This window comes from Roseateles sp. (assembly GCF_052436255.1).
GTDB lineage: Bacteria > Pseudomonadota > Gammaproteobacteria > Burkholderiales > Burkholderiaceae_C > Pelomonas.
Genome location: NZ_JBQVNP010000064.1, coordinates 1 through 12,077 on the forward strand (window position 1 = coordinate 1; position 12,077 = coordinate 12,077).

Here is a 12,077-nt window from a genome sequence, read left to right on the forward strand (position 1 = left end):
GCGCAGTCGCTGCTGGGCGCCGGCGCGGCGTTGCAGCTGGACCTGAACACCCGCGAGGCAGTGCGCGGTGCGCAGCGCGAGGCGCTGACCGCGCGCGAGTTCGCGCTGCTGCGCGCGCTGCTGGAGCGGCCCGGCGCCATCCTGTCGCGCGAGCAGCTGGAGCAGCGCATCTACGGCTGGGGCGAGGAGGTGGGCAGCAACATGATCGACGTGCTCATCCACGGCATGCGCCGCAAGCTCGGCGCCGACGCCATCCGCAATGTGCGCGGCCTGGGCTGGCGGGTGGCGCTGGTGGATGCCGCCCCATGAGCGCCGCGCCGGGCCGTCCCAAGCAAGCTCGCTCCCGCCTGGCGGGACAGCGCGAAGCGCGAAGGGCGCCTCAATGACGGTGCTTGGCATGCGGTTCTGGCGCTGGCCCAGCTCGTTGCGTGGCCAGCTCGTGCTGTGCCTGCTGCCGCTGCACCTGCTGACGACGGCCGTGCTGGGCTGGGCCTTCGCCCTCAACTACGGCGAGACCGTTTCTCACTTCATGGACGGCCAGATGGTGGCGCTGGCGCAGTCCAACGCGGCGCGCAGCTGCGCCAGCCTGGCCGACGCCCCGCCGCCGCTACAGCCCGATCAGGTGCACGAGGGCGGCGATTTCGTCGTGCAGGTCTGGTGCAAGCAAGACCCGGCACGCCGGTTCAGCGCCATGCCTGCCGCCGACGTGCCGTTGCAGTCCACGCCGGGCTGGCACCGCGTGGCGGCCGCCGGTGCGGACTGGCGGGTCTACACGGCCCCCGAGACAGGCGGCGAGGTGCGCGTGCAGGTGCTGCACAGCGGCGGCTTCCGGCTGCTGGAGGTGGGCGGGCGCTCCATATTCGCCAGCCTGGTGGGCCTGCTGCTGCTGCCGGTGTCGCTGGCCGTGCTGGCGCTGGTGGTGGGGCGGGCGTCGCGGCGGCTGGAGCACTCGGCACGGCAGCTCGCGCGCCGCGACGAGCACAGCGCTGCGCCTGCCGACCTCAGCGTGCCGCGCGAGATGGCGCCGCTGGTGCAGGCCTTCGAGGCGCTGCTGGAGCGACTGCGCAGCGCCCTCGTCTCTCAGCGCCGCTTCGTTCAGGACGCCGCGCACGAGCTGCGCACGCCGCTGACGGCGCTCAGCCTGCAGCTGGAAAACCTGCGGCCGCACATGACGAACGCCGCGACCGAGTTCGCCCAGCTGCAGCAGGGCATGCGGCGCGCAGAGCACCTGGTGGGCCAGATGCTGAGCCTGTCGCGCCAGGAGGCGGCGCGCGCCACGGGCCCCGCCGCCGCCCTGGACTTGCGCGCCGTGCTGCGCGAGAGCGTGGGCCAGGCGATGGCGGCGGCGGACCGGCGCGGCATCGAGATCGGGGTTGTCGACCACATCGACGGGCCGCTGTTGCTGGACGCTGTCGAGGGCGACCTGCGCAGTCTGTTCGACAACCTCGTCGACAACGCGCTGCGCCACACGCCCGCAGGCGGCGAGGTCGAGCTGCGGCTGGCGGCCGGCGAGGGCGGCGCGCGCTGGGTGGACATCATCGACAGCGGACCCGGCCTGCCCGAGGCCATGCGCGAGCGCGTCTTCGACCGCTTCTTCCGCATGCCCGACGCCCCCGCCGGCGGCAGCGGCCTGGGCCTGGCCATCGCGCGGCAGGCGGGGTTGCGGCACGGGCTGCGCATCGAACTGCTGGGCCGTGACGACGCGCGTTCGGGCTTGATGGCGCGGGTTCACCTGCCCTAAGCCTGAACTCATTCATGCCGCCTAGATTGGGTGGCATGAACACCGCAAACCCCTCACGATTCGCCCGCCGGCTCGGCTTCGCGCTGCTGCTGCTGACGGCCTGGTTCATTGGCATGGCAGCGTTGCGCTATGCGCTGCCGGGCCCGCCTTTCGCGCCGCCGCTGCCCAACCTCGCGACGCAGCGCGAGCTGCTGGTGCTGCATGCGGTGGCCGGTGGCCTGGCCCTGATGCTCGGGCCGTGGCAGTTCGTCAAGCGGCTGCGCGAGCAACGCCCGGGTCTGCACCGCGCCATTGGCTGGGGCTATGCGAGCAGCCTGCTGGTGGGTGGCCTGACGGCGCTGCCCCTGGCCTTGCAGGCCAACGGCGGGCCGCTGGCGCAACTGGGCTTCGGGCTGCTGGGCCTGCTGTGGCTGGCGACCACGGCCATCGCCCTCGTCCATATCCGCGCGCGCCGCGTGGCGGCGCACCGGCGCTGGATGCTGCGCAGCTTCGTGTTGACGGCCGGCGGCATCACGTTGCGCCTGCAGATCCTCGCCGGCTCGGCCTTCGATGTGCCCGTGGAAGCCTTCTACACGGCGCTGGCCTGGACCTCGTGGCTGCCGCAGGCGCTGTGGCTGGAGTGGTGGCTGTGGCGCAGCGCGCCTGGGGCGCCGCAGCCGGAGCCGAGCTGGCCGGACACGCAGCTCGATGGGGGTTGACTCGTTGGGTGCAGCTGCTGCCAGATCCAGGCAAGGGAGGCGCAAGAATCGACGCACCTGTCCACCCCGCTGGGTTTTTCGGAGATGTCATCCATGCAAGCTCACTGCCTGTGCGGCGCCGTCCGCTTCACGTCGCCCGATGCACGAGAGATCGGCGCCTGCCACTGCGGCTTCTGCCGGCGTTGGGGCGGCGGCCCGCTGCTGGCCGTGCATTGCGGCGCTGACGTCCAGTTCAGCGGACAGGAGCACATCACCGTCTACGCCTCGTCGGAGTGGGCAGAGCGCGCCTTCTGCAGGCATTGCGGCACGCATCTCTTCTACAAGCTGCTGGCGACCGGCGAGTACTTCGTGCCGGCCGGGGTCTTCGAGTCCGGCGACTTCGAGCTGACCAGCCAGATCTATGTCGACAACAAGCCCGGCTACTACGACTTCGCCAACCCGACGCCGATGCTGACGGAGCAGCAGTTCCTGGCGCAGTTCGCGCCGCCGAGCGGCGCGGCATGATGCCGGCATGCGCAGCGTCACGCTGACCAGCCGCAAGCCCAAGATTGCCGAGTTCAAGGCCCTGCGCGCGCCCCTTACTGGCCGTCCTTCATCCCTCGGTCGGCCAGCAGGCGCCACGCCGCGATCGTGCGCGCCGTCCGGCTGGGTGGTTTGGGCGCTCGTCCGGGCATCAGCACTTCCATGCCGTGGATGACCCGGGCCAGGAAGGGCAGCGCGAACACCAGCGGCTGGGCCATGAGACGCAGGGCTTCGGGCGTGCCGGCCTGGAACTTCCGGAGCTGATGCACGGAGAAGGGCAGGGTGTGCACATGCTGCGAGAGTTGCATCGTGATGGCCTCATGCCAGTCGGCGTCGACGCCGCTCAACTCGCAGCGCTGGCGCCGGTTCAGGTGGAAGTCCGGCGGGTCGTTGCGCGCCAGGCGCAGGCGCATGGCGGCCTGCAGCTCGGTCGGCAGCGCGGCCATGTGGGCGTGGGCGTCAAGCGCCAGCTGCAGCCGCGCGGCGTCGGCGCGGATGCCGGCGATGGCGGGGTCGGTCGAGCCGATGCGGGCCAGGATCTTCAGCCGCCGCGTCGCGTCATGCAGCTCCCACAGGCGGATGCGGAAGCCGCGTTCCGAGTCGCTCACGGAATGACCCGCGACGTACTCGAAGGCGTCATGGGCCTCGATGACACAGCGCGCCACGGCGCTCATGGAGGGCAGGTCCCACAACTCGCGTGGCATGGCCTGCGCGGGGTCGGGCGCCAGCCGCCGCAGCGCGATGCAATGCGCGAGCAGCTTCACGAAGATCTGCTCGCCGTAGCTGGCCTGTGGCGTTGTCAATGCAACGCCCGTCAGCGCCGCGCTGACGGCCTTGCCGTGCTCCAGCACGGCATCGAACTCGCGCAGCTTGGTCCGGTAGTCACCCCAGGTATTGATCTCTTCCAGCATGCTTGACCCGTTGCCTCGACAAGCGCGCAAGCGTAGGCGAAGTTTCAGCGACCCAGCTTCGCGCGCATCCAGCGCGCCGCCAGCGCGGGCCATTGGTCCTGCGTGCCGTCCAGCCCGCGCAGCGCGAAGCCATGTTCGGCCTGCGGGAACACATGCGCCTCGACGTCCAGCCCGTGCTGCTGCGCCGCGACGATGAGGTTCAGTGCGTGCTGCACCGGCACGATGGCGTCGTGCAGCGCATAGGCCAGGAACACCGGGCAGCGCGGCAGGCCATGCGGCTCGCTCGCGATGCCGATGGGCCAGGCGTCGTAGAAGGCCTGCTTCTCGGGCGGCGGGAAGTCGGGCTTGCCGGCCGGGAACTTGTGGTCGCGGTGGTTGGCGTTCAGCGGTGCGTAGGCGATGACCGCGCCCGCCGATTCACGTTGGCAGGCCAGCACGCCGGCCAGGTGGCCGCCCGAGGACAGGCCGACGTGCAGCAGCGGCAGCGGCGGCAGCGTGGCGAGGTGGTCCAGCGCCAGCAGGCCGTCCTGCAGCGCGATGTCGAAGGCATGGCCGTCCTGGCCGCCTTGGCCTGGTAAGCGGTGCACCAGCACGTAGGCGTCCAGCCCCAGCGTGTTCAGCCACTGCGCGGTCTCGACGCCCTCCTTGTCGTGCATCAGCTGCAGGTAGCCGCCGCCCGCGTAGACGATGGCGCGGCCGCGCGCGGGTGTGGGCGATGGGAAAGCGTGCAGTTCGGCGCGCGTGGGGCGGCGGCAGATGCGGTCCGGCGATTCGCCATCGAAGACATTGGGCTCGCCGCTGGACAGGGCGACGACGTTCACTGGTGCACCCTTCGGCCTTCGGCCTGTCCCGCCAGGCGGGAGCGAGCTTGCTTGGGACGGCCCGGCGCGGCGCTCATCGCTTCGTCTCAGGCAACGGCAGGCCGAAGTCCGGCATGCCGTCGGCCGTGAAGCGCAGCGGCTGCACGCGCGTGGCGCGGCCGGTGTCCTTCAGCGGGTCGCCAACGATGTCGCGGTAGTTGCGGGCGTGGAAGACGTTGAGCACCGTGCCGTCCGGCTCGACGAGGAAGCTGTTGTGGCCCGGGCCGTACTGGCTGTTCTCGGGGCTGCTGATGAACACCGGGCCGGGCGACTTGCGCCAGCTCTTCCCGTCCAGCAGGTCGGCGTTCTCGTCGGCCCACAGCAGGCCCAGACAGTACTCGGCGCCGGTGCCGGCGGCCGAGTAGCTCATGAAGACGCGCCCGCCGTGGATGAGCACGGCCGGCGCCTCGTTGACGATGTGGCGCACCTTCTCCCAGGCGTAGTCGGGCTGGCTCAGCCGCACTTGCGGGCCTTCCAGCTCGGTCGGGCTCTTCATGCGCGAGATGAAGATGTCGGTGCTGTGGTTCTTCTTCGCCGGGTCGGTCTGCGCCCAGGCCATGTAGCGTTTGCCGCGGTGCTCGAAGACGGTGGCGTCGAGCGTGAAGCTCTCCCACGCGGTCTTGATCTGGCCGCGCTCGCTCCACTCGCCCTGCAGCGGGTCGGGCGAGGCGTTCTCCAGCGTCCACATGCGGATCTTCCACGGCTCCTTGGCCTCGCCGGCGCTGAAGTGGATGTACCAGCGGCCGTCCAGGAAGGCCAGCTCGGGTGCCCAGATGTGATGGCTCATGGGGCCGCTGTCCTTCTTGCGCCAGACGACCTTGGGCTCGGCTTGGCCCAAGCCGGCGATGGAGCGGGCGCGGCGCAGTTCGAGGCGGTCGTACTCGGGCACGGTGGCCATCAGGTAGTACCAGCCGTCGTGGCGAATGATCTGCGGGTCGGCGCGCTGCGGGATCAGCGGGTTGGGCCAGGGCAGCGGCGCGGGGGTGGGTGCTGCTGGCGCTTGCGCGAGGGCGGGCAGCGCGGGGGCCAGCAGGGCGGCAGTGAGGAGGCGGCGGCGGGTGTGGATCATCGCGGGGTCAATGCGGATTGGGGCTATGAGTGTCGTTGCAGCGGCTCGTTGGCCAGGCTCAGGCCGGTGCTAACCCCCGGCTTGGCCTGGCCCAAAAGCCGCTCCAGCGACTCACAACCACTCGATGCACAGGCTGGCGTCGGCAAACCTCAACCGCCTCATTTCGCCTGCATTCGGTAATGCTCCGCCAGCACTTCAAACGCCAGCTTGCGCTGCCCCGTCTCCGACATCAGTCCCTTGCGGTTCCAGCCATTCTGGAACACCGGGTGCTCACGGCGCGGCGAGCGGAAGTCCTTCAGCACCCAAGGCGAGAGCCCGCGCAGGTTGGGGATGCGCGCCAGCATGGCCAGCGTCTCGCGGTAGTAGGCGGCCTGGAACTCCTCGCTCCATTTGCGCGCTTGACGTTGATCATTGGCGCTGCCGTCGTGATGGCCGGCCAGCGCGTCGGCACCGAACTCGGAGGCGATCAGCGGTTTGTCCGTCGGCAGCGCCCACTTCAGCCGGGCCAGGTCTTGCAGCTGGTCGTCGCCGTACCAGCCCGCGTAGGTGTTGACGGCCATCACGTCCAGGTGGGCCAGCAGCGGGTCGGCGATCTGGATGGTGTCGCCGTCGCGCTTGACCAGCAGCGCCGCGCTGATGAGGCGGCTGGCGTCCAGCGCGCGCACGGTGTCGGCCAGCGCGGCGTGGAAGCGCGTGCGGTTGTCGGCCACCGGCGTCTCGTTGCCCACGCTCCACATGATGAGCGCCGCGCGGTTGCGGTCGCGGTAGATCGTCTCGGCCTGCTGGCGCCTGGCCTTCAGCAGCACGGCGGGGTTGTCCCAGTCCACGGTCCAGTAGACGGGGATCTCGCTCCACACCAGCAGGCCCAGCTCGTCGGCCGCGCGCAGCATGGCCTCGCTGTGCGGGTAGTGCGACAGGCGCACGTAGTTGCCGTTCAGGCCGGTCTTCACCTCGCTGAGCAGCGCGCGTGCGGCGCTGTCGGTCAGGCGGCGGGCGGGGTTGGCGCCCAGCTCTTCCTCGTGGAGGGACACGCCGCGCAACAGGACCGGTTTGCCGTTCAGCAGGATCTCGCTGCCCTTGACGGCGATGGTGCGCAAACCCATGCGTTCATCGACGGCATCGGCGCTGCTCGCGAAGCGCACGGCATAGAGCTGCGGGGCTTCGGGCGTCCAGCGCTTGAGCGTGGCCGGCGCGGGCAGGTCGAAGCGCGCTTCGCCGTTGGCGTCCGTCGTCGCCTGCGCCTTGAGCCCCAGTGAGTCGATCTGCACGCTGACTTTTTGCCTGGCCGCCTGCGCGCCGTTGAGCTGCACGCTGCCCACCAGCCGGCCCGCGTCGGTCAGGCGCAGCGTCGCATCGTCGATGAAGGTGGCCGGCGTGCGGATCAATTTCACGGGCCGCGTGATGCCGCCGTACAGATCCCAGTCGGTGATCTCGCCCGGAATGCTTTGCGCGTCGTGCTTGGAGTCCACGCCGACGACGAGCCGGTTGCCGCTGGCGCGCAGCGCGTCGGTCACCTCCAGCACAAAGGGCGTGAAGCCGCCTTCATGCCGGCCAATTTCCTTGCCGTTCAGGTAGACATAGGCGCGGTAGTTGACGGCCTCGAAGCGCAGGAAGCTGCGCTCGCCAGGCTTTGGTGCGGGTCCATCGAAGCGGCGCTGGAACCAGATCAGTCCGTCGTAGTAGCGCAGCTCGGGCTCGGCGGCGTTCCACGCGCCAGGGATCTGCATCGCCGGGCCGCGGTCGAGGTCGAACTCGAAGAACGCGGTGCCGGGCTTGGCCTCTTTGGCGGCGATGTCGAGGTCGCGGTGGCGCTGCATGCGGCTCTTGGCGACCCAGCCGTTGATGTCGGTCAGGCCCGTGCGGTAGTAGTCCTTGGAGTAGGTCCAGCGGCCGGACAGGTCCTGCACGTCGGCGCGCTGACCCGTCAGCAGCAGCGGCGGGCGGAGGTCGTCCGCAAGGACGGGCGCGGCAGCCAGCGCGAGCCAGGCGATGAGGTGACGGATCACGGCTGCAGCTCCAGCACGAGCACCGACTTGGCGGGCAAGGTCAGCGCCAACTTGCCGTCCCTGGCCTGGGCCTGGAAGGGCTGCGGCTTGACGCGGTCCGGCGCGTCGAAGCGGTTCTCGGCGTCCATCGCCGCAGCCGTCAGCAACTGGCCGGTCACGGCGCGCACACCCTTGCCGCCCACGGCGAGTTGCACCGGCAGGCCCTGGTTCGGATTGGTGTTGGTGAGGCTCAGCAGCAGCTTGCCGTCCGCACCCTTGGCCGCGCTGGCACTCACGGCGGGGATGCTGTACTTGCCCAGTGCATAGGTCGGCACACCGCTCAGTTGCACCGGCAGCGAGGTCGCATCCATGAAGGGCAGGTGCATCGCAAACGCGTGGTAGGTCGGCGTCAGCAGCATGCGTTCCTTGTCGGTGATGACCACGGCCTGCAGCACGTTGACCATCTGCGCGAGGTTGGCCATCTTCACGCGCTCGGCGTGGCGGTGGAACACGTGGAAGTGCAGCGCGGCGAGCACCGCGTCGCGCAGGGTGTTGCGCTGCACGAGGAAGCCCGGGTCGGTGCCGGGCTCGGGGTCGTACCAGCTGCCCCATTCGTCGAAGTAGATGGCGAACTTCTTGGCCGGGTCGTTGCGGTCCAGGATCTCGCGGTGCTTGGCCAGGTAGCCGTCGATGGCCTGCGGCACGGCCAGCGTGGAGATCCATTCGGCCTCGGGGAAGTTGATGGCCGCCCCCTTCCTCTTCCAGTCGCGCGTGGGCAGCGAATACTGGTGATGGGTGATGGCGCTCATCTGCTTGATCTCGGCGCTGAGCGTCTCGGTCCAGTGCAGCTCCAGCTCCTGGCCACCGCTGGCGACGAGCTTGGGCCGGTTGCCGCGCGGCGCCTTCGCGAAGGTGGCCCAGTGCTTGTAGAGGTCGGCGTAGTAGCTCGGCTTCATGTTGCCGCCGCAGCCCCAGCTCTCGTTGCCTATGCCCCAGTACTGCACACGCCAGGGCTTGTCGCGGCCGTTGGCGCGGCGTTCTCTAGCCAGGGCGGTGTCGCCCTCGGCCGTCAGGTACTCCAGCCACTGCGCCATCTCCTGTACGGTGCCGGAGCCGAGGTTGGCGTTGATGTAGACCTCGCTGCCCAGCTGCTCGGCCAGGTCCATGAACTCGTGCGTGCCGACCGAGTTGGGCTCGATGACGCCGCCCCAGCTGGTGTTGACGCGCGGCGGGCGCTGCGCCTGCGGGCCGATGCCGTCGCGCCAGTGGTATTCGTCGGCGAAGCAGCCGCCCGGCCAGCGCAGCACGGGCACCTTGATGGCTTTCAGCGCGCCCACCACGTCGCTGCGCCAGCCGCGCACGTTCGGGATCTTGCTGTCCGTACCGACCCACAGGCCTTCATAGATGCCGGCGCCCAGGTGTTCGGCGAACTGGCCGTAGATCTGGCGGGCAATCACCGGGCCGGGCTTGTCGGCCTGGATGTCGATCTTGACCGGCTCGGCCGCGTGGGCGAGGGAGGCGGCCAGGCCGAGCGTGAGCAGCAGGTGTTTCAGCGGCATTGGAGGATCTGGAAGTCGCGGATCTGCAGGCGGCTGGCCGTGGTGCGCAGCGCGAACCAGCCGTGCAGTCGCGCATTGGCGTCGGCGCGTGTAAAGAGTTCGTTGCTGCCGGCACGCCAGCGCAGGTGAACGGGGTCTGCAGCCGTGGGTCGGCGCGAAACAATCTCGACGGTGAGCGGTTGGCCCGCATGCAGACGGGTCTGCGGCGTCATCGGCGCTTCGCCAGGCTCGGCTGTTGAGCCGTCTGCATAGCCCGTTAGCAGGCGCCGCTCGCTGCCCGTGTAGTGGCGCAGCCGCGTCGTCGTGTTGGCGTTGGCGCCGAAGCCCACGTAGTAGGTGGGCAGCGTGTCGTAGCCGGCGAACCTGCCGCTGCGCGGATGAGGCTCGCTGCCGTCGGCTTCGAGCGCATTCCAGAACATGTTCAGGTCCGACAGCCGGCCGGCATGCGGCCCGGCGCTGGCGGGCGCGGGCAGGGCGAGCGCGGTGAAGCGGATGGCGTAGTCGCCGCTCAAGTGCGGGCGCCACCACAGGGAGAGGCCCGCGGGCGTGGCGATGTCGAGCACACCGTCTTGCGCGGTGACGACTGCGCGCGTGTCCTCGGCTTCCAGCCGCCAGCGGGCGAGGCCGGCGCGGAAGTCGTCAGCGGCGACTTGCTCCAGCTTGCGCGGCGCTTCGCACCAAGCCAACGCCGCGAGCGGCGCTGCGAGGATCAACCCGCAAAGTGAAAGACGGAGGGCAGTGCCCATTGGCGCGGCTTGTTATCGGTTTCGACTTCCATCAGCGGGGCCATGTAGTCCCACCAGCGGCGCATCACGGGCAGTGTCGGCAGCGCGTCGATGGGCATGCCGGCCTTCAGCTTGAGCACGGCGAACAGGCTCAGCGTGCTCTCGTCCAGGAAGATGGAGTAGTCGTGAATGCCGGCGCCGCGCAGCGCCTCGGCCAGGTCGGGCCACAGCTCGTCGTGGCGCTTCTTGTACTCGGCCACGACGCCGGGCTTGAGCTGCATCTTGAAGGCACGGATTTCGTCGGTCATCGAAGCAGGTCTCCTGATCACATGGGTGAGGGCTCAGCCGGACGCGCCGGGGCTACGGTCATTGAAGCGGCGTGCAATCTCTTCCAGTGCGGCCGCGCCGCGTTCGTGCGCGCGCACGAAGCGAACGGCGAGCATGACGAGTAGAAGTACCAGAACGATGTAGCCGGCGAAGGCGATGAAGCTGATTGCGGATCCCATTGCACATTCCTTGTTGTGGCACCTAGGCCAGACTTGTCGTCAGAGAACGTCCTGCTCGGCCATGCTCAGGCTCGATACGTCGCGTCGGGCCAGGCCGGGCTCTACTTGCCAGTGTGCGGCGTCGAGGCCCGCGAGCGCGACGTCGGCGTTCACGGCGACCGGCGTACCGAGCCGCAGGCGGCAATCGGCATCGAATCGCCAGCCGAGCACATCCAGCACATGGCCGCCACGGCGCGCCTCGATGTCCAGGCCGCTGAAGCGGAAGTGGCGCATGGGGGCCTGCGCATCGGCGTCGACCTCGAACGCCACGTCGGCGCCGCGTGCCAGCAGGTGGTGGATGTGCACGCCGGCAACATGGGTGCGGCCCTGCGCGGGAGGCACGGGCTGCGCGATCGTCCCCCAGTGCGCCGGCGCGCCGGCCAGCTCGGTTTCGGGGATGGTGGCGCGGCTGTAAGCGGGGTTCCAGTTCATCGTCGCGCGCATCGCGACCGGCACGTCGTGCAGGCTCAAGTCGCTGATGGACACGTCCTCGACGAAGCCGCCGCGCGTGGGCGCGCTCTTGAACAGCAGGCCCACCGGCACCGGCGCATGCACGGCGATGCGCTGGGCCGTGATGCGCCGGAAGCCACCCGAGGTCTCGCTGCCGAAGGTGAGTCCGGCAGCGCCCTCGCGGACGATGCAGTCGCTGATGGCGATGTCTTCGCAAGGCCGCGCGACGCGCAGGCCGTCGGCGTCGCGGCCGGCCTTCAGGCACAGGGCGTCGTCGTTGACGGCGATGTCGGCGTGCCGGATGGTCACGCGGCGGCAGGAGTCGATATCGATGCCGTCGGTGGAAGGGCCGTGGGCCTCGTCGTTGTTGCGAATGACGACGCCGTCGACCGTCAGGTCCTCGCTGTAGCAGAGGTGCAGCGTCCAGAAGCCGGAGCGGCGCAGCAGCAGGCCCTCGCCAATGTTGACGCGGGCGGACTCGAAGACCTGCACGAGGCGCGGGCGCTGGCAGTCATAGTCCGACGCCCAGCGCAGGCCGCGCGGCTCGTAGCTGGCGCGCAGGGCCCAGTAGCTGTCCCAGAAGACCTGGCCGTCGCCGTCGATGCAGCCCTCGCCGACGAGGCCCACGTCACGCTCGCCGTAGATGTTGACCAGGGCAGCCGGCCAGCGCATCTCGATGCCGGCCACACGGGTGGGCAGCAGCGGATAGTCGGCCAGGTGCCGCGAGCCGAGCAACGTGGCGCCACGGTCCAGCTGCAGCGTCATGCCGCTCTTCAGGAAGAGGGAGCCGGTCAGGTAGACGCCCGCGCCCACACGCAGCGTGGTGCGCTGTGCCGCTGCGGCGTCGATGGCGGCCTGCAGCGCCCGCGTGTCGAGCGTGATGCCGTCACCGCGTGCGCCAAAGGCCGGGGCATTCATCTCATCGGGCATGGCCGTAGTGCATGGTTGCGGGCCGAGCGCCGGGCCGCTCCCAAGCCGGCCCGCTTTGGCGATGTGCTTGCCGGTCAATCCG

At 69.9% G+C, this 12,077-nt stretch carries 13 protein-coding genes; 4 read left to right on the top strand and 9 right to left on the bottom strand.

What is annotated here, in order from left to right:
* From ACT6S0_RS15330 to ACT6S0_RS15345, 4 genes are all read left to right on the top strand, one after another.
* Positions 1–309: winged helix-turn-helix domain-containing protein (locus ACT6S0_RS15330; RefSeq protein WP_444764670.1), on the top strand; the 309-nt coding region annotated here is incomplete at its 5' end.
* Between the two features lie 73 nt (positions 310–382).
* Positions 383–1,741, top strand: coding sequence for a sensor histidine kinase (locus ACT6S0_RS15335; protein ID WP_444764671.1), 1,359 nt, complete (start codon positions 383–385; stop codon positions 1,739–1,741).
* A gap of 35 nt (positions 1,742–1,776) precedes the next feature.
* Positions 1,777–2,439 carry a DUF2306 domain-containing protein gene (locus ACT6S0_RS15340; protein ID WP_444764672.1) on the top strand — a complete coding sequence of 221 codons (663 nt, stop codon included), beginning with the start codon at positions 1,777–1,779 and terminating at the stop codon, positions 2,437–2,439.
* Positions 2,440–2,532: 93 nt separating this feature from the next.
* Positions 2,533–2,943, top strand: a complete 411-nt coding sequence (locus tag ACT6S0_RS15345; protein WP_444764673.1) for a GFA family protein — start codon at positions 2,533–2,535, stop codon at positions 2,941–2,943.
* 74 nt (positions 2,944–3,017) lie between these two features.
* Here the strand turns inward: ACT6S0_RS15345 and ACT6S0_RS15350 are convergent, their stop codons facing one another.
* The 9 genes from ACT6S0_RS15350 to ACT6S0_RS15390 all read right to left on the bottom strand — a co-directional run bounded on the left by ACT6S0_RS15350 (position 3,018) and on the right by ACT6S0_RS15390 (position 11,995).
* Entirely contained in the window at positions 3,018–3,872 is an 855-nt protein-coding gene (locus ACT6S0_RS15350; RefSeq protein WP_444764674.1) for a hypothetical protein, read from the bottom strand.
* A 44-nt stretch (positions 3,873–3,916) separates the two neighbouring features.
* Entirely contained in the window at positions 3,917–4,693 is a 777-nt protein-coding gene (locus tag ACT6S0_RS15355; protein ID WP_444764675.1) for an alpha/beta hydrolase family protein, read from the bottom strand.
* A gap of 73 nt (positions 4,694–4,766) precedes the next feature.
* On the bottom strand, positions 4,767–5,801 hold the full coding sequence (locus ACT6S0_RS15360) for a glycoside hydrolase family 43 protein (protein ID WP_444764676.1): 1,035 nt from the start codon (positions 5,799–5,801) through the stop codon (positions 4,767–4,769).
* 158 nt (positions 5,802–5,959) lie between these two features.
* On the bottom strand, positions 5,960–7,807 hold the full coding sequence (locus ACT6S0_RS15365) for a glycoside hydrolase family 2 protein (RefSeq protein ID WP_444764677.1): 1,848 nt from the start codon (positions 7,805–7,807) through the stop codon (positions 5,960–5,962).
* Positions 7,804–9,345, bottom strand: a complete 1,542-nt coding sequence (locus tag ACT6S0_RS15370; RefSeq protein ID WP_444764678.1) for an alpha-N-arabinofuranosidase — start codon at positions 9,343–9,345, stop codon at positions 7,804–7,806. Before ACT6S0_RS15370 ends, ACT6S0_RS15365 begins: the two co-directional genes overlap by 4 nt.
* On the bottom strand, positions 9,336–10,091 hold the full coding sequence (locus ACT6S0_RS15375) for a DUF6250 domain-containing protein (RefSeq protein ID WP_444764679.1): 756 nt from the start codon (positions 10,089–10,091) through the stop codon (positions 9,336–9,338). The genes ACT6S0_RS15370 and ACT6S0_RS15375 overlap by 10 nt, the downstream gene beginning before the upstream one ends.
* A complete protein-coding gene (locus tag ACT6S0_RS15380; protein ID WP_444764680.1) occupies positions 10,055–10,378 on the bottom strand; it encodes an L-rhamnose mutarotase in 324 nt (107 codons plus the stop codon). The genes ACT6S0_RS15375 and ACT6S0_RS15380 overlap by 37 nt, the downstream gene beginning before the upstream one ends.
* A gap of 33 nt (positions 10,379–10,411) precedes the next feature.
* Complete coding sequence (locus ACT6S0_RS15385; RefSeq protein WP_444764681.1) at positions 10,412–10,576, bottom strand: hypothetical protein; 165 nt, start codon at positions 10,574–10,576, stop codon at positions 10,412–10,414.
* A gap of 39 nt (positions 10,577–10,615) precedes the next feature.
* Positions 10,616–11,995: a glycoside hydrolase family 28 protein gene (locus ACT6S0_RS15390; RefSeq protein WP_444764682.1), complete on the bottom strand. Its 1,380-nt coding sequence runs from the start codon at positions 11,993–11,995 to the stop codon at positions 10,616–10,618.
* Positions 11,996–12,077: the final 82 nt, after the last annotated feature.